Below are 17,666 nucleotides of genomic sequence, written 5' to 3'. Positions count from 1 at the left end.
AACGGGGTCTGCGGGGATCCCGCGCGGCGGCACACCGGGGAAAGCACCACCTCCGACCGGAACCAAGGTCGGTACCGTCCACCCCATGGCCTCGGGGTGTACGCTCGCCACGCCGGTACCGACCACGTCGGTTCCGGTCGGAGGTGCCCTGAATCCCACCTCTGGTATGAGGCGCGAAACGAGAGGGCCCGGTCACGACCGGGCCTTTCCCATGTTCGGCGTCTCGTGTTCGGCGGGGTTCAGAAGGAGGTCAGGACGCGGTTGATGAGTTCGCCGAGGCGGTGGGAGCGCCGCTCGACGATCTCCAGCGCCCTCCCCTCCTCGAACGGCTCGAACACCGCGCCGGCCGCGTCGTTGCTGACGATGGTCAACCCGAGGACCTCGGCGCCCATCTCCACGGCCGCGACGGTCTCCAGGGCGATCGACCGCCCCACCACGTCCGCGCCCGCCTGACGCAGGATCTTGAGTTCGGCCGGGGTCTGTAGCTGCGGACCCGAGGTCGCCACGTACACGCCTTCGGGCAGTGACGCGTCCACTTCGCGGGCGATCTCGCGCAGTCGCGTGCTGTAGGCCGCGCTCATGTCCACGAAGTCGGGGCCCACCAGGGGCGACCGCGCGGTCAGGTTGATGTGGTCGCGCAGGATCACCGGTTGCCCGGGCGCGAAGTCGGTGCGCAGGGAACCGGATGATCCGGTGAGCACGACCACCTCGGCGCCGGCGGCGATGCCGGTGCGCACGGCGTGCGCGACCGTCATCGCGTCGTGCCCCTCGTACATGTGCACCCGCCCCATGAACGCGACCACGCGCTTGTCGCCCACCCACATGCTGCGGACGCGTCCGCTGTGTCCCTCGGCGGTGGGTTCGACGAACCCGGGTAGTTCGACGGCGTCGAACTCGATGTCCGCCGAACCCAGGGTGTCGACCGCTCCGGTCCAGCCGGAGCCGAGCACCACCAGGGCGTCGAAACTGTCGGCGCCGGCCCGGGTGAGCAGCTCCTTGGCCGCCTCCGTCGCCAGCGCCTTCGCGTCACCGGTCGTCCGTTGCTCTGATTCACTCACAAGTCGGATGCTATCGCTGGGTCATCACATAACTCCGGAACGCAACGCTCTGTGGTGGTGTCGGCCTGGTGGGCGTTCTGAGTCGGAACGGAGGCGAACGAATCGGTCACCGTTGGTGAACTCCCCTGGTGCCCACGGGTGGTGTTCGTCGCATCCGGGCAGGTCGTGGGTTCGGACACGAGGGGCCACCTGCGTGCGGGGCGGTGACGTGCGGGGCGCCTGCGGTTTTCGGCGGTCCGTATGGCCGACAATGGAGGAAAGCGATAAATCCTAGTGGTGGCCTGTCGTGCCCGAATGTCCACCCGGACCGGGAACGGGCATGGCGCATCACCGGCAGAGGGAGTGAGGCAGCGTGACGAAGGTCGTGATCATCGGTGGCGGGCCCGGGGGCTACGAGGCGGCATTGGTCGCAGCGCAGCTCGGCGCGGACGTGACGGTGGTGGAACGCGACGGCATCGGCGGCGCCTGCGTCCTCACCGACTGCGTTCCCTCCAAGAGCCTCATCGCCACCTCCACCCGTACGACCTATGTACGCGAGTCGTCGTTCCTGGGCATCAACATCCCCGAGGTCGCGGAGGGCGAGCAGGCGGTCGAGGTCGACATCCGGCACGTGAACGGTCGGATCAAGCGCCTGGCCCGGGCCCAGTCCGAGGACACCCGAGCGCGCCTGGTCAAGGAGGGGGTCGACGTCCTGGTCGGCGAGGCCCGCCTGGTCGACCCGCACATCGTGGCCGTCGGCGACCAGCGCATCCGCGCCGACGTCATCCTGCTGGCCACGGGAGCCCACCCCCGTGAGCTGCCCACCGCGGTGCCGGACGGGGAACGCATCCTCACGTGGCGCCACCTCTACGACCTGGAGGAACTTCCCGAGCGGCTCATCGTGGTCGGTTCCGGTGTCACCGGGGCCGAGTTCGCCAGTGCTTACCAGGCGCTGGGCTCCGACGTCACCCTCGTCTCCTCGCGCAAGCTGGTCATGCCCACCCAGGACTCCGACGCCGCCCAGGTGTTGGAGGGCGTCTTCGCCCGCCGTGGCATGACGGTCCTCAGCCAGACCCGCGCCGAGTCGGTGGTACGCACCGAGGACGGCGTACGCGTCACCCTCTCCGACGGTCGCACGGTCGACGGCAGCCACTGCCTCATGACCGTCGGCATGATCCCCAACACCGACGGACTGGGCCTGCAGGAGGCCGGGGTCGGTCTTGGCGACGGCGGCTTCGTCGAGGTGGACCGGGTCTCCCGCACCACCGTCCCCGGTGTCTACGCCGCCGGTGACTGCACCGGCGTGAACATGCTGGCGTCCGTCGCCGCGATGCAGGGACGCATCGCGATGTGGCACGCCCTGGGCGAGGCCGTGGCCCCGCTCCAGCTGTCCACCGTCGCCTCCACCGTGTTCACCCACCCCGAACTGGCCGCGGTGGGCATCAGCGAGGACGACATCCGCAGTGGTCGGGTGGACGGCCGGATCGTGACCCTGCCGCTCAACACCAACCCGCGCGCCAAGATGACCCAGGTCAAGGAGGGCTTCGTCAAGCTCATCTGTCGTCAGCACACCGGCATCGTCCTGGGCGGCGTCATCGTGGGCCCGCGCGCCAGTGAGCTCATCCTGGGTGTGTCGATAGCGGTCCAGCAGCGCCTGACCGTGGACGACATCGCGCACACCTTCTCCGTGTACCCGTCGCTGTCCGGCAGCGTCACCGAGGCGGCCCGCTCCCTCATGCTGGCCTCGCCCGAGTAACCGCGGAACCCGCCCGCCGTGTGGATCTGTGCAGGACACACGGCGGGTTCCGGTCAGGTCTTTAACCGTTTTTGACGGGAATCCTCCTAGCCTTCGGGCGTGATCTGCCCGAAATGCCAAAGTCCAATGCGCACCTTCGACCGTCAAGGCGTCCATATCGACCGCTGCGACGGTTGTCAGGGCATCTTCCTCGACCGGGGTGAACTGGAGCGCATCGTCACCGCCGAAGAGCGCCATTACGGCATCACGCCGTCCGCTCCGACCATGCCACCGCCCCCGGACCCCTACAGCCCGAGCCGCGGCCGAGGTGCCTACCCCGACTCTCCGGGTGGTTACCGACCGGACTCCCCACGTGGATACCGCGGCTACCGTGACTCGCCCCGGCCCTACCGCCGTCGGCGCAAGGGTTTCCTGGAACAGCTCTTCGACTGATCCGGGTGGTGAGTCGACCATGCACCCCTTGATCTGCGGACACTGCGGCGATTGGGATCCCGAGCCGGACACGAGCGCGGGACCGCATCTGCTGCGTTGTGCCTCCTGCGGGCACACCCGGCCCTTCCAGCGGTTGCCGTTGCTGTGCGTGGCCGGGCCCAGCGGGACCGGGAAGTCCACCGTGGCCCGTGCCCTGCTGACCGGGTTGAGCGACCGTTTCGTCGTCCTCGAACAGGACCTGCTGTGGGTGGGCGGCCTACGGGACCCCGCCGACGACCACCGTCTGTTCCGTTCCACCTGGCTGCGTACCGCCGCCATGGTGCAACAGAGCGGGCGGCCCGTCGTGCTGTGCGGGACGGTGGCGCCACCGGAGTTGGAGTACCTGCCCGAGCGGGCCCTGTTCGACGGGGTGCACTACCTGGTGCTCACCTGCGACCCGCAGGTCCTCACCCGACGGCTGCTGTCCCGACCGGCCTGGCGGGACTGGGACCGGGAACGTGTCGACGAGACCCTGGAGTACCAGGAGTGGCTGGTGGCCGAGGCCGACCGGCTCGAAGCGCCGCTGACCCTGCTGGACACCACGGGTACGCCCCCGGCGCAGACCGCCGAGGCGGTGCGCCGGTGGGTGCTCGAACGGGCGGAGACGTTCGTTCCCGCCGAATGATGACGACGAAGGGCCCCGGGGACGGTGTGAACCGTTCCCGGGGCCCTCGTTCGTCGTCAGGCGTCAGAAGTCGAAGCCGCCGAAGTCCCCGAAGTCGCCACCGCCGTCGAAGTCGCCGCCACCGAGGTCGCCACCGGCGTCCTCCATGCCCGCGCCCATCATCCCGGCGCCCATCATCGACCCCATCATGGAGCCCATCATCATGCCGGTGAACATGCCCATCATCATGTTCATGCCGAAGTAGCCGCCCGCGTAGGGGGCGTAGGCCGGACCGGCTTCGTAGTAGGGACGACGGTCACCGTCGACCTCCACCATGCGCACGTCCGGCTGTCCTCCGGTGCGCACCGCCTGGGCGCACACGGGGCACGCGGTGACCGAACGGGGAGAGCCACCGGGCGGTGCCCAGGTGACGTCCTCGCTGGACGGGCCGTGCTGTGGGTTGAAGAAGCAGGGGCCGCGTCGCGCGGGTACCGGGTCGCCGTTCATCCGGGCCCGGGTGGCCGTCATGTAGTACCGGCCGTCCTCCAAAGCGCCGGTGACCGCCTTGATCTGCTCCGGCTCCTGGATGGTGTCCAGCAGCGACTTGGCCTGGTCGTAGGAGTCCATGGCCCGCGAGTAGTCGTTGCGGGTCGCTTCGTCCACCGCCGAGAGGTCGATCTCCAGTCGGGCGACGTCCTCGCCGAGGCGTACGACGTCCTCGGTGGCCATCTGCTTGATCTCCTGGAGCTGCTTGGCCTTCTCGGCCTCGCGCTTTTGCCGGCTCTTGTACACGTACCAGCCGCCGGCCGCGACGACCAGTGCGAGGATGACCAGCATCACCAGACCGGAACCGCCACCTCCGGGCGCCTCGGCCGGGGCCTCGGTGGTCTCCACGGCCTGTGGCACCGCGGCGAGGGTGTCGATCTGGTTGCCGCCATCGTTGAGCGCGGTCTCCCGGATCGCCTCGGTGTCGTCCAGGTTCGGGGAGGTCACGTAGAAGTGGTCGCTACCGCCCAGGATCCCGTAGGCGCCGTCACCGACCTCGGACATGACGGGGGCCATGAGCGTGTTGACCCCGGCCTCGGAAGTGGCGGCCTCGAAGGGCAGGATCACGTAGTAGACGGGGGAGTCCGCGGCCTCTGCCGCGGCTTCCAGGGCTCCCTCGTCGGCGGTGGAGATCTGCTCGATGGACGGGTCGATGAAGACACCGTCGCCCTCCAGCTCCTCGACGATCTCCTGGGTGGTGGGTGCCTCGATCTCGGTGTCGGCCGCGGCGGGCATCGCCGCCGCGGTCATCACCGCCGCCGCGAGTCCGGCGGTCAGCACTGTGGTTCTTACCAAGCGGTGCGACATTTCGTTCCTCTCGCCTCCCTTATCCACGGTGACGAACAGGAGACCCGCTCAGTTCCCGAAGACGGGCCGATGTGCGCGGTTTCTCCATCGAGGTCGCCAGGTCACACGGGTACCCGACGCGAAGAGGCCCGTCGGAACACTTCCGACGGGCCTCTTGATCGGTTCGTGCGCGAGGGCTAGCTCTTCGCGCTCGTACCGGCGGTGGCGCGTTCGGCCTCGGGGTCGCGCTCCTCCGCCTCGGCGGACCGCTCCTCGGCGGACAGGGTGCCCGGCTCGTCCAGCGGGACGAAGCCGGTGGAACCCCGGGGGGCGTTGTAGCGGACAAGGTCGAGGATGCCCTCGCGCTTGGAGACGACGGCCGGGATCAGGGCCTGACCGGCGACGTTGGTCGCGGTGCGCCCCATGTCCAGGATCGGGTCGACGGCCAGCAGCAGACCCACGCCCTCCAGGGGCAGGCCCACCGTGGACAGGGTCAGGGTGAGCATGACCGTGGCGCCGGTGGTGCCCGCGGTCGCGGCCGAACCGATGACCGAGACGAACACGATCAGCAGGTAGTCGGTGAACGCCAGATCGATCCCGAAGAACTGGGCGACGAAGATCGCCGAGATCGCCGGGTAGATCGCGGCGCAACCGTCCATCTTGGTGGTCGCGCCGAACGGCACCGCGAACGCCGAGTAGTAGCGGGGCACGCCCAGGTTCTGCTCGGTGACCCGCTGGGTGACGGGCATGGTGCCCATCGAGGAGCGGGACACGAAGCCCAGCTGGACCGCGGGCCACACCCCGGAGAAGTACTTGGCGGGCGAGAGCCCGTTGACCAGGGCGACCAGCGGGTAGACGACGAACAGCACCAGCGCCAGGCCGACGTAGATGGTGATCGTGAACTTGCCGAGTGCGCCGATGGTGGTCCAGCCGTAGCTGTAGACGGCGTTGCCCAGCAGACCCACGGTGCCGATCGGGGCCAGGCGGATGACCCACCACAGCGCCTTGAGCACGACCTGCAGGGTCGACTCGGTGAAGTTGATGAAGGGCTCGGCCGGCTTGCCGACCTTGATGGCGGCGATGCCCAGCACGACCGCGATGACGATCAGCTGCAGGGCGTTGAAGCTGAGGGAGGTGCTCAGGTCGTCGGCGTTGGTCTCGGCGGCCAGACCCAGGAAGTTGGCCGGCACCAGGCTCTCGATGAACGCGAGCCAGGAACCGTGGCTGGACGGTTCGGCCAGGTTGGAGTCGTCCACGGCGCTGTTGAGGCCGGGACGGATCGCCAGCCCGAGGGCGATGGCGATGGCGACCGAGACCAGCGCGGTGATCGCGAACCACAGAAGGGTCTTCCAGGCCAGACGCGCGGCGTTGGTGACGTTGCGCAGGTTGGCGATGGAGGAGATGACGGCGAGGACGATCAGCGGCGGCACGATCGTGCGCAGCAGGGTGACGAAGGTGCTGCCGATGGTCTCCAGGGTGGTGGCGAGCCAGTTCGGCTCACCGTCGCCCACCGGTCCGATCTGGAGGGCGACCACACCGAGGGCGAGGCCGAGGACGAGGCCGAGGAGGACCTGGACTCCGAAGGACGGAAGCGGAAAGCGCCGCCTCTGCTTGACCTGGTCGGTCTGAGTGGACACGGAAGTGGCTCCAAGCGAGATGCCGGAACGAGGGCACGCCACGGTGTGCGGGCGTACGAGGACTCCGGCTAGGGGAAACGGGTGGGTGTCACCGGAAAGGATGGTGACGACGGGGAAGGCGTGGCGGCGCGCAGCCCGGACGGGCGCGCGTGGACCTAGCTACACGCGTGGCTGGCGAAGCGGCACAGGTCGATGTGCCACCTTCGTGTCAGTCCCCAGATGTTCGTCACGATCGAGAACACTAGTCCGGTTTCCTTATGTTTTCCATACGCCCTCGAACGATTTCTGTCGCACCTCGACCCGGAAGCCTTGCTGTGCTGGATCTTCCCGCTTTCGAGGGCGATGAGGATCACCCCGAAGGGCCCGGACGGCGCAGGGGCGCCGCGGGACCCGCCCGCGACGCCCCTGGAACGAACCGACGCTCAGGCGTCCTTGATCTCGCAGATGATGGCGCCGTTGCCCACGGTCTCGCCCGGGGCGACCTTCAACCCGGTCACCGCACCGGCCTTGTGCGCGCTCAACGGCTGCTCCATCTTCATGGCCTCGATGACCACCACCGTGTCACCCTCGGCGACCTGGGCGCCCTCCTCGGCCACGACCTTGACCACGGTGCCCTGCATCGGTGAGACCAACGCGTCACCACTGACCACCGCCGCGCCGCCGCCCTTACGGGGGGCGCGCTTCCTCCTGCCATCGGTGGCGGGGGCGGCGGCCACGCCCAGGGAAGCGGGCAGGACCACCTCCACGCGCTTACCGCCGACCTCCACGGTCACGGTCTCCCGCTCGGCCGGCTCGGCGGAACCCGCCTCGCCCTCCCACGGGGTGATCGTGTTCTCGAACTCGGTCTCGATCCAGCGGGTGTAGACCCCGAACTCCTGGTCGGGGTCGGCGGGGGCGAACGCCTCGTCGGTCACCACGGCCTGGTGGAAGGGGATCACGGTGGGCATCCCACCGACGGTGAACTCGGCCAACGCCCGCCTGGAGCGCTGCAACGCCTCGGCGCGGGTGCGGCCGGTCACGATCAGCTTGGCCACCATCGAGTCGAAGGCCTGCGGGACGGTGAACCCGGCCTCGCAACCGGTGTCCACCCGCACCCCCGGGCCGGTGGGCAGGGACAGCTCGGTGATGGTGCCCGGGGCCGGCATGAAGCCCCGGCCCGGGTCCTCGGCGTTGATCCGAAACTCCAAGGAGTGGCCGCGCACGGCCGGGTCGTCATAACCCAGTTCCTCGCCGTCGGCGACGCGGAACATCTCCCGCACCAGGTCGATACCGGTCACCTCTTCGGTGACGGGGTGCTCGACCTGCAGACGGGTGTTGACCTCCAGGAAGGAGATGGTGCCGTCGACACCGACCAGGAACTCACAGGTGCCCGCGCCCACGTACCCGGCCTCCTTGAGGATGGCCTTGGAGGAGGCGTACAGGCGTTCCATCTGATCCTGATCGAGGAACGGCGCGGGGGCCTCCTCCACCAGTTTCTGGTGGCGGCGCTGCAGCGAGCAGTCGCGGGTGGAGACCACCACGACGTTGCCGTGGGCGTCGGCCAGACACTGGGTCTCCACGTGCCGGGGCTTGTCCAGGTAGCGCTCCACGAAGCACTCACCACGCCCGAACGCCGTCACCGCCTCGCGCACGGCCGACTCGTAGGCGTCGGGGACCTCTTCCAGGGTGTAGGCCACCTTCAGTCCGCGCCCGCCACCGCCGAAGGCGGCCTTGATCGCGATCGGCAGCCCGTGCTCTCGGGCGAAGGCCACGACCTCCTCGGCCGAGGTGACCGGGTCGGGGGTGCCGGCCACCAGAGGGGCGCCGACCTTCTGCGCGATGTGGCGGGCCTGGACCTTGTCGCCCAGCGCGGTGATCGCCGCCGGGGGCGGACCGATCCAGGTCAGGCCGGCGTCGATGACGGCCTGGGCGAACTCGGCGTTCTCGGCCAGGAACCCGTATCCGGGGTGCACGGCGTCGGCGCCGGCGGTGGCGGCGATGGCCAGGAGTTTGTCGATGGCCAGGTAGGAGTCGGCCGGGGTGGACCCGCCCAACGAGTGGGCCTGGTCGGCGATCTTGACGTGCAGGGCGTCCAGGTCGGGTTCGGCGTAGACGGCCACGCTCTCGATGCCGGCGTCACGGCAGGCGCGGGCGATGCGTACGGCGATCTCACCACGATTGGCGATCAGTACTTTGCGCACGATGGGAAAACCTCCAGCTGGGGCGCGGAGCGGATCACGCGCCGACCGCTCAACGAAGAGTCTAGGGAACGAAGGAGCACGGCAAAGCTCATCTCGTGCTCATGCGCCAGGCGCCGGGGCCGGGGCGCAAGGGGGTACGCATACCGCGTGATCGGTCGCGCCATCCGGACGTGGACCGCGCGGGTTCGCCCTTCTCGGCCGCGGCACGGGCCGCCGCCGCGCGGGCGGTGAGCACGGCCGTGAGCGCGGCGAGCTCCTCGGCGGAGGGTTCACCGCGCACCACGACCAGGTGCGGTGGTCTGTCCGATGACGGGTTCGGCGCGCTCACAGCGGAATGTTCCCGTGCTTCTTGGGCGGAAGCTGCTTGCGCTTGTTGCGCAGCGCCTTGAGCGCCTTGGCGATCTGGGTCCGCGTCTCGGAGGGCATGATGACTCCGTCGACGTAGCCGCGCTCGGCCGCCGCGTACGGGTTCAACAGGGTGTCCTCGTACTCGCCGACCAGACGGGTCCGCTCGGCCTCGACGTCCTCGGCCCCGGCCAGGGTGCGCCGGTGCAGGATGTTCACCGCGCCCTGGGCGCCCATGACCGCGATCTGCGCGGTGGGCCAGGCCAGGTTGATGTCCGCGCCCAGGTGCTTGGAGCCCATCACGTCGTAGGCGCCGCCGAAGGCCTTGCGGGTGATCACCGTGATCAGGGGGACCGTGGCCTCGGCGTAGGCGTACAGGAGCTTGGCGCCACGACGGATGATGCCGTCCCATTCCTGGTCGGTGCCGGGCAGGAAGCCGGGCACGTCCACGAAGGTCAACACCGGGACGTTGAAGGCGTCACAGGTGCGTACGAACCGGGCGGCCTTCTCGGAGGCGTCGATGTTCAGACAACCCGCGAAGCTCATCGGCTGGTTGGCGACGATACCGACGGACCGTCCGTCCACCCGGCCGTAGCCCACCACGATGTTGGTCGCGAAGCGCTCGTGCACCTCCAGGAAGTCACCGTCGTCCAGGACGGCCTCGATGACCCGCTTGATGTCGTAGGGCTGGTTGGCCGAGTCCGGGATGAAGGTGTCCAGGGCCAGGTCGCCGTCGGTGACCTCTTCACCGAGGTCCTCCTCGGGGGCCAGACTCGGCGGGTCCTCAAGGTTGTTGTCCGGCAGGTGCGACAGGAGCGTCTTGACGTAGTCGATGGCGTCTTGTTCGTCGGCGCCCATGTAGTGGGCCACGCCCGACGTGCCGGAGTGGGTGGCGGCGCCGCCCAGCTCCTCCATGGACACGTCCTCACCGGTGACGGTCTTGATCACGTCGGGTCCGGTGATGAACATCTGGGAGGTCTTGTCGACCATCACCACGAAGTCGGTCAGGGCCGGCGAGTACACGTGTCCGCCCGCGGTGGCCCCCATGATCAGGGAGATCTGCGGGATCACCCCTGAGGCGTGGGTGTTGCGCTTGAAGATCTCGGCGTACAGCCCGAGCGCGACCACACCCTCCTGGATGCGGGCGCCGCCACCCTCGTTGATGCCCACCACGGGGCACCCGTTGGTGAGGGCGTGGTCGAGGGCTTTACAGATCTTCTCACCGTAGACCTCGCCCAGTGACCCACCGAAGACGGTGACGTCCTGGCTGAACACCGCGATCGGGCGCCCGTCCACGGTTCCGTGCCCGGTCACGACGCCGTCGCCGTAGGGGCGGTCGGCGTCCAACCCGAAGTTGGTCGAGCGGTGGCGGGCCAGGGCGTCGAACTCCACGAACGAGCCGGGATCGAGCAGTGCGTCGATCCGCTCGCGCGCGGTCATCTTGCCCTTCGCGTGCTGTTTTTCGACAGCCCGTCGGGACCCGGCGTGCACGGCTTCGTACCTACGTCGTTGCAGGTCCGCGAGCTTGCCGGCGGTCGTGTGTATGTCGATCTCGGAAGCGGAGAGCGGTTCAGGGGCTTCGGTGGCCATAACTGCTCAGGGTAGCTCCGGGGATCCCGTGGGCCCGAAGGTGCCCCTTGCTTACTTGTCGGGTCGGGGGGTCCGGGTGGACTCGGAGCCAGGAGGGCGCGTCGGGCCGGGAAGGGCGGGAAAGCCGTCCGATATACCGAAAAATGCGTGAGCCGCTGTGAATTCGCCCGCCCTCGGCACAATTGTTAACGCGATGGCAAAGCGAGCGCGAACACACCCCCGACCGTGTGTGTGCAGGGGTGATCTCGGTATCGTCGGCCACATGACAGCGGTTAGCGCAGAACGTGACAGTGCCCGGCAGGAAGTACCCGAGCAGCTCAGGAATGACGTCAAATTGCTCGGCGAGATGCTCGGAACGGTCCTCGCCGAAAGCGGCGGTGAGGAACTGCTCGCCGATGTCGAGAAACTCCGCCACGCCGTGATCGGGGCCCGCGACGGCTCCGTCACCACCGAGGAGATCACCGCGATCGTCGGTGCCTGGCCGCTGGAACGCGCCAAGCAGGTCGCCCGCGCGTTCACGGTCTACTTCCACCTCGCCAACCTGGCGGAGGAACACCAGCGCATGCGCGCCCTGCGCGAGCGCGACGACGCCGCGAACCCGCCCCACGAGTCCCTGGCCGCCGCGGTGCGCGCCATCCGTGCGGGCGACGGCGGCGAGGAACGGCTCGCCGAGCTGGTCGCGGGCATGGAGTTCCACCCGGTCCTCACCGCCCATCCCACCGAGGCGCGACGCCGCGCCGTGTCCACCTCCATCCTGCGGGTCAGCTCCGAACTGGACGCCTGGCACGGCGCCCACGAGGGCAGCACCGCGGCGGGCGAGGCGCACCGTCGCCTTCTGGAGGAGATCGACCTTCTCTGGCGCACCTCGCAGCTTCGCTACACCAAGCTCGACCCGCTGGACGAGGTGCGCACCGCCCTGGCCGCCTTCGACGAGACGATCTTCTCCACCATCCCGCAGGTGTATCGGACCCTGGACGCCGCCATCGACCCCGAGGGCACCGGCACCCGCGCACCCCGGGCCACCCCCTTCGTTCGTTACGGCAGCTGGATCGGCGGCGACCGTGACGGCAACCCGTTCGTCACCCACGAGGTGACCCGGGAAGCCATCACCATCCAGTCCGAACACGTCCTCCGTGCCCTGGAGAAGGCCTGCGAACAGGTGGGACGCACCCTCACCGTCTACTCCAACCTCACCCCCGCCGACCGGGGCCTGCTCGACACCCTCGCCGAGGCCAAGGCCGCCTACCCGTCGCTGATGGCCGAGGTCGAGAAGCGTTCGCCCAACGAACCCCACCGCCAGTTGCTGCTCCTGGCCACCGCACGGCTGCGTGCCACGCGCGAACGCGACGCCGACCTCGCCTACCCCGGCGCCGAAGCGTTCCTCGCCGACCTGCGCCTGGTGCAGGAATCCCTGGTCGCCGCCGGGGCCGTACGACAGGCCTACGGCGAACTCCAGCACGTGGTGTGGCAGGCCGAGACCTTCGGTTTCCACCTGGCCGAACTGGAGATCCGTCAGCACAGCGAGGTGCACGCGGCCGCGCTCGCCGAACTGGAGGCGGGCGGCACGCTCTCCGAACGCACCGAGGAGGTGCTGGCCACCCTGCGCACCATCTCCTGGATCCAGGAGCGCTTCGGTGTGGAGGCCTGCCGTCGCTACATCGTCAGCTTCACCCGTACGGCCGAGGACATCGAGGCCGTGTACAAGCTGGCGACCTATGCCCTGCCGCCCAAGCGGGTGCCGGTCCTGGACGTCATCCCGCTGTTCGAGACCGGTGCCGACCTGGAGGCCTCGCCCCACGTCCTGGCCGGCATGCTCGACCTGCCCCAGGTGCGGCAGCGGCTGGTCGACAACGACCGTCGTCTGGAGGTCATGCTCGGCTACAGCGACTCCGCCAAGGACGTCGGCCCGGTCAGCGCGACCCTGCGCCTGTACGACACCCAGGCCCGACTGGCCACGTGGGCCCGCGAGCAGGACGTACGCCTGACCCTCTTCCACGGTCGGGGCGGTTCCCTGGGCCGTGGCGGCGGCCCGGCCAGCCGCGCCCTGCTCGCCCAGGCCCCGGGCTCGGTGGACGGCCGGTTCAAGGTCACCGAACAGGGAGAGGTCATCTTCGCCCGCTACGGGCAGTCCGCCATCGCCCGTCGCCACATCGAACAGGTCGGCCACGCCGTCCTGATGGCCTCCACCGACGAGGTGCAGGAACGCGAACGCGCCGCCGCCGAGCGTTTCCGTCCCCACGCCGACACCATCGCCACCGCAGCCCAGGACGCCTACCTGGAGCTGATCGGCACCGAGGAGTTCGCGGTGTGGTTCTCCCAGGTGAGCCCGTTGGAGGAACTGGGAGAGCTGCGACTCGGGTCGCGTCCCTCCCGGCGTGGGGCGGCCAAGGGCCTGGACGACCTGCGGGCCATCCCGTGGGTGTTCGCCTGGACCCAGACCCGCGTCAACCTGCCCGGTTGGTACGGGCTCGGCACCGGCCTGGCCGCCATCGACGACCTGCCCACCCTCCAGGCCGCCTACCGGGAGTGGCCGATGTTCGCGTCGTTGCTGGACAACGCGGAGATGAGCCTGGCCAAGACCGACCGCACCATCGCGGAGCGGTACCTGGCGCTGGGCGGCCGTCCCGAGCTCACCGAGAAGGTGCTGGCCGAGTACGACCTGACCCGAAGCCTCGTCCTGCGAGTGACCGGGCATAGCCGTCTGCTGGAGAACCGCGCGATCCTGTCCCGCGCCGTGGATCTGCGCAACCCGTACGTGGACGCGCTCAGCCACCTACAGTTGCGGGCCCTTGAGGCGCTGCGCGGCGAGGAGGCGGACTCCCTGTCGGAACAGGACGGCCAGCACCTGGAGCGGCTGCTCCTGCTGTCCGTCAACGGCGTGGCCGCCGGCCTCCAGAACACCGGCTGATCGGCACCTGAACGCCCTCGGGCCCCGCACCCCTCATGGGTACGGGGTCCGAGCGCCGCTCAGAGGGGGAACTCGCCGGTGTCCAAAGTGAGGTCGAAGGGCTCGGGCAAGTGGATCTCCTTGCCGAAGGGCACCTTGGTGATGCTCGTGTAGCGGCCGTTCTCCGGATCGGAGAAGAGCGTGATCTCGCCGCCACCACCGTCCGGATCCCAGCGATCCACCAAGAGGTACAAGGGCACCCCGGCATGCGCGTAACCCCAGAGCTTGGGCTTACGATCCATCTTCGCGGTGCTCTGGGAGGTCACCTCGACCAGCAGCAACGCGTCCTCGGCCGAGTGCTCGGCGCTCCGCATCATGATGGAACCGGGGAGTACGACCAGATCGGGAATGTAGAGACCGCTGCGCATCGGTACCCGGACATCGATGTTCTGGTGTACCTCGGCTTCACCGATGGCACTGCCTTCACGCAGGATCTCCTTGATGATCCATTTGTTGATCAAGGCGATGATGCGTGCGTGCTCGTCCTTGGGGGGAGTCATGATGCTGATCGCGCCTTCGATGATCTCGGCCCGCCAACCTTCGGGCAGGTCCAGCTCTTCCCAGGCACGCAACACGACTTCCCAGTGAGACGGCATGTCGACCGCGCTCTCCGACTCCGCTTCCGCGATGGCCATGTGTCGCGACACCTCCAGTAGCTGAACGTAGCGGCGCACGATCACCGATGTGGTGGTTTCAGCCTAACCTGTGCCCTCACGAGGCGAAGGTGTTTCCATCGGAGATTCCGGCGCTGCTGTAATGGGGCTATGACCGGCGAACACAGCGACGAGATCCCCGCTCTGGACCAGACCGCTCTCACCGACGCCATCGTGCGTCCCGGGGGGCTCTGGCGGAGTGTGGAAGTGGTGCCCGAGGCCGGGTCCACCAACACCGACCTGGCCATCCGCTCCAAGGACGGGGCCCCCGAGGGGACCGTGCTGGTGACCGAGCACCAGACCGCGGGGAAGGGCCGACTGGGGCGCGGGTTCACCACCCCGGAGCGGGTGGCCCTCACCTTCTCGCTGTTGGTGCGGCCGTCCGTCCCCTCGGAACGCCTGGGTTGGGTGTCCCCGTTGATGGGGGTGGCCGCCGTCGTCGCCGTGCGAGAGGTGAGCGGGGTGCCGGCCGCGCTGAAGTGGCCCAACGACGTCCTGGTTCCGGGGGAGGAACGGGACGGCAAGCTCGCCGGGATCCTCGCCGAGGCCGACTTCTCCGACCCCGACCGGATGGGGGTGGTGGTGGGCATGGGCCTCAACGTCTCCCAGGGGCGGGCCGAGCTGCCCGTGGAGACCGCCACCTCACTACGGGCCGAGGGCGCGGGTGGAGTGGGGCGCGACGAACTGCTGCGGGCCGTCTTGGCCGCGTTCGAGGAGCGCTACACCGCCTGGGTCGACGCCTCAGGGGACGCAGAGGCCAGTGGGCTGGCCGACGAGTATCGCCTCATGTGCGTCACCCTGGGCCGCGCGGTCCGGGTCCACCTGCCCGGAGACCGCCTGTTGGAGGGCACCGCCGCCCGGGTGGACGACCAGGCCAGGCTGGTGGTGGCCGGACCGACCGGGGAGAAGGCACTGAACGTGGGCGACGTGGTCCACGTGCGCCCCGGCGATTAGGTCACGGAGAGTTGTCCACAGGGACCATTCGGCGTCTCCCGTGGCGCGGAAGCTTGTGTCATTATCACCGGTATGGCTATCGCGGACCGTTATCTCTCCGACGACGAGGAACTCGTCTACGTCGCACGGCAACACTGGACCGTCCTCGCGGGTGAGTTCGTGATGCTGTTCGTCATCATCGCGGTGGCGGGTACGGCGCTGTTCTTCATCCCCTGGAGTGAGGACTGGAGCCTCATCGCCGGGGGCATCGTGGTGGCCGTCGGGGTCGTCGCCGCGCTGGCCTTCTGGTTCGTCCCCATGCTCAAGTGGTCGACCACCGTCTACATCCTCACCAACCGGCGGCTCATGATGCGCGACGGCATCATCTCCAAACAGGGCCGCGACATGCCGCTCACCAGAGTGAACGACGTTTCGTTCAACATCTCCCTGTGGGAACGGATCATGCGGTACGGAACGTTGTCCATTCAGTCGGCGTCCGAACAGGAGGGCATGGTCCTTCAGAGGGTGCCCCGACCCCAGTGGTTCCAGTCGGAGATCTACCGCCAGGTCAACTCGGCCCAGCGACCGGACTACCCGGCCGGGCCACCGGTCTGACCAGCGGTTTCGTCACCCGGGCCCCGAGGGGTTCGGGAGTAGGCTGGAGCCGGAACCAAGGCCGCGCCCCCGGGCCGGTGCCATAGTGATTGCTCCCCGCCAGGCGGGGAAGGTCCCGTGAAAGAGAACGTATGCCGTCGCGTCCTGACCCGAAAGCGATCGAGTCCGCCCTACTCGGTGGTGAAGCGGTCTACACCAGGGAACAGGCGGTCGAGCTCTCCGGAGCCGATCCCGAGCTCGCCGGCCGAGTCTGGCGTGCCCTGGGCTTTCCCACCCTCGGTGACGACACGATCATCTTCACCGAGAGCGACGTCGAGGCCCTGCGCATCGCTCACTCCCTGCTGGACGAGGGCGTCCTCGACGAGGAGGGAGTGGTCCGTTTCGCCCGCGCGATGGGACAGACCATGGCCCGCCTGGCCGACTGGCAGACCAGCATCCTCAGCACGCTCATCTTCAAGGACGGTGGGGAGGACCCGGCCAACAGCCCGCTGATGAACCAGGTCAAGGAGCTGTTGCCGGACGTCGAACGCCTGCTGCTGCACATCTGGCGTCGGCAACTGGCCGCGTCCACGGCGCGCACGCTGGCCGTGATGTCCAACGGCAACGACGCCATCCCGAACTACTACCCGCTGATCGTGGGCTTCGCCGACCTGGTCTCCTTCACCACGCTCAGCCGTGAGCTCGACGAGATGGAGCTCGCCGGTGTGGTGGAGGGCTTCGAGGCGACCGCCGCCGACATCGTCGCCTCCGGGGGCGGACGGGTGGTCAAGACCCTCGGCGACGAGGTGCTCTTCGTGGCGGACTCGCCCACCCAGGCGGCCGACATCGCGCTGCGCCTGGCCTCGGGGGTCAAGACCCACGTGGAGGTCCCCGACGTACGGGTGGGTGTGGCCTACGGCCCGGTGCTGACCCTGCACGGAGACGTCTTCGGCACCACGGTCAACCGATCCAGCCGGCTCACCTCCTTCGCACGGCCGGGGACCGTCCTCATCGACGATGCCCTCGCCGAGAGCCTCGAAGGGGTGGAGGGGATCCAGGTGGTGCAGGTCAGGGCCCGACACGCGCACGGCCTCGGCCTGATCCAGCCCTACACGCTGCGTCGCGACTTCGACGCCCCGAACCCTTGACACACCGGGGAGGTCGACGCGAACAGCGTGTGCGAGGGGACCGCGCCCGATAGGCTCGAAGCTCCTGCCCCGTAAGACGTTCAGGTGGTGAGCCTGTGAGTTCCCAGTCGCCCGTCCAGCGGCTACGTACCTCGGGAATCTTCAGTTTGGAAGGTTCCGAGTCCAATGTCGAGAACAACGTGTGGATCGTCGGCGACGACGACACCGCCGTGGTGATCGACGCATCCCACGACCACGAGCGAATAGCCCGAGGTCTGGGTGATCGCGAGCTCATGGCGATCGTGTGCACCCATGGACACAACGATCACATCGATGCCGCGGTGGCCTTGGCCGACCTCACCGATTCCCCGATCCTGCTGCACCCCGACGACGCCGAGCTCTGGCAGCAGGTGTACCCCTACCGCGAACCCGACGCCCCGTTGTTGCACGGCGAGGTACT

Annotated in this window: 15 protein-coding genes; 8 read left to right on the top strand and 7 right to left on the bottom strand. The window is 68.7% G+C overall.

The genetic code is table 11. The annotated features are described in order from the left end of the window. Nucleotides 1–239: 239 nt before the first annotated feature. A complete protein-coding gene (locus tag ABZ717_RS15715) occupies nucleotides 240–1,058 on the bottom strand; it encodes a purine-nucleoside phosphorylase (protein WP_358510329.1) in 819 nt (272 codons plus the stop codon). Between the two features lie 352 nt (nucleotides 1,059–1,410). Between ABZ717_RS15715 and ABZ717_RS15710 the strand changes: the two genes are divergently transcribed. From ABZ717_RS15710 to ABZ717_RS15700, 3 genes are all read left to right on the top strand, one after another. After that, nucleotides 1,411–2,793, top strand: coding sequence for an NAD(P)H-quinone dehydrogenase (locus ABZ717_RS15710; RefSeq protein ID WP_358510326.1), 1,383 nt, complete (start codon nucleotides 1,411–1,413; stop codon nucleotides 2,791–2,793). Between the two features lie 99 nt (nucleotides 2,794–2,892). Beyond that, entirely contained in the window at nucleotides 2,893–3,225 is a 333-nt protein-coding gene (locus ABZ717_RS15705; protein ID WP_358510323.1) for a zf-TFIIB domain-containing protein, read from the top strand. A gap of 19 nt (nucleotides 3,226–3,244) precedes the next feature. Next, nucleotides 3,245–3,889, top strand: coding sequence for an AAA family ATPase (locus ABZ717_RS15700; protein ID WP_358510320.1), 645 nt, complete (start codon nucleotides 3,245–3,247; stop codon nucleotides 3,887–3,889). Between the two features lie 63 nt (nucleotides 3,890–3,952). Here ABZ717_RS15700 and ABZ717_RS15695 read toward each other — a convergent pair whose 3' ends face one another. The 5 genes from ABZ717_RS15695 to ABZ717_RS15675 all read right to left on the bottom strand — a co-directional run bounded on the left by ABZ717_RS15695 (nucleotide 3,953) and on the right by ABZ717_RS15675 (nucleotide 10,952). Beyond that, a complete protein-coding gene (locus tag ABZ717_RS15695) occupies nucleotides 3,953–5,194 on the bottom strand; it encodes a chemotaxis protein CheA (protein WP_358510464.1) in 1,242 nt (413 codons plus the stop codon). Nucleotides 5,195–5,397: 203 nt separating this feature from the next. After that, on the bottom strand, nucleotides 5,398–6,837 hold the full coding sequence (locus tag ABZ717_RS15690) for a dicarboxylate/amino acid:cation symporter (protein ID WP_358510317.1): 1,440 nt from the start codon (nucleotides 6,835–6,837) through the stop codon (nucleotides 5,398–5,400). Nucleotides 6,838–7,259: 422 nt separating this feature from the next. Continuing rightward, nucleotides 7,260–9,017, bottom strand: coding sequence for a biotin carboxylase N-terminal domain-containing protein (locus ABZ717_RS15685; protein WP_358510314.1), 1,758 nt, complete (start codon nucleotides 9,015–9,017; stop codon nucleotides 7,260–7,262). An 88-nt stretch (nucleotides 9,018–9,105) separates the two neighbouring features. Further along, nucleotides 9,106–9,345: an acyl-CoA carboxylase subunit epsilon gene (locus tag ABZ717_RS15680; RefSeq protein WP_358510311.1), complete on the bottom strand. Its 240-nt coding sequence runs from the start codon at nucleotides 9,343–9,345 to the stop codon at nucleotides 9,106–9,108. Further along, complete coding sequence (locus tag ABZ717_RS15675) at nucleotides 9,342–10,952, bottom strand: acyl-CoA carboxylase subunit beta (protein ID WP_358510308.1); 1,611 nt, start codon at nucleotides 10,950–10,952, stop codon at nucleotides 9,342–9,344. The genes ABZ717_RS15680 and ABZ717_RS15675 overlap by 4 nt, the downstream gene beginning before the upstream one ends. Nucleotides 10,953–11,298: 346 nt before the next feature. Between ABZ717_RS15675 and ABZ717_RS15670 the strand changes: the two genes are divergently transcribed. Then, nucleotides 11,299–13,860 carry a phosphoenolpyruvate carboxylase gene (locus ABZ717_RS15670; RefSeq protein ID WP_358510461.1) on the top strand — a complete coding sequence of 854 codons (2,562 nt, stop codon included), beginning with the start codon at nucleotides 11,299–11,301 and terminating at the stop codon, nucleotides 13,858–13,860. A gap of 59 nt (nucleotides 13,861–13,919) precedes the next feature. Here ABZ717_RS15670 and ABZ717_RS15665 read toward each other — a convergent pair whose 3' ends face one another. Beyond that, nucleotides 13,920–14,534: a Uma2 family endonuclease gene (locus tag ABZ717_RS15665; protein WP_358510305.1), complete on the bottom strand. Its 615-nt coding sequence runs from the start codon at nucleotides 14,532–14,534 to the stop codon at nucleotides 13,920–13,922. A 129-nt stretch (nucleotides 14,535–14,663) separates the two neighbouring features. Between ABZ717_RS15665 and ABZ717_RS15660 the strand changes: the two genes are divergently transcribed. From ABZ717_RS15660 to ABZ717_RS15645, 4 genes are all read left to right on the top strand, one after another. Continuing rightward, complete coding sequence (locus tag ABZ717_RS15660; RefSeq protein ID WP_358510302.1) at nucleotides 14,664–15,506, top strand: biotin--[acetyl-CoA-carboxylase] ligase; 843 nt, start codon at nucleotides 14,664–14,666, stop codon at nucleotides 15,504–15,506. Nucleotides 15,507–15,578: 72 nt separating this feature from the next. Beyond that, on the top strand, nucleotides 15,579–16,100 hold the full coding sequence (locus tag ABZ717_RS15655; protein ID WP_358510299.1) for a PH domain-containing protein: 522 nt from the start codon (nucleotides 15,579–15,581) through the stop codon (nucleotides 16,098–16,100). Nucleotides 16,101–16,231: 131 nt separating this feature from the next. After that, a complete protein-coding gene (locus ABZ717_RS15650) occupies nucleotides 16,232–17,227 on the top strand; it encodes an adenylate/guanylate cyclase domain-containing protein (protein WP_358510296.1) in 996 nt (331 codons plus the stop codon). A 95-nt stretch (nucleotides 17,228–17,322) separates the two neighbouring features. After that, nucleotides 17,323–17,666, top strand: a 344-nt coding sequence (locus ABZ717_RS15645) for an MBL fold metallo-hydrolase (protein WP_358510293.1), incomplete at its 3' end; no start/stop codon positions are given.

The organism is Nocardiopsis sp. NPDC006832 (assembly GCF_040635885.1).
In the GTDB taxonomy this organism is placed as follows: Bacteria; Actinomycetota; Actinomycetes; order Streptosporangiales; family Streptosporangiaceae; genus Nocardiopsis.
This window is presented reverse-complemented; position numbering and strand designations above follow the sequence as displayed.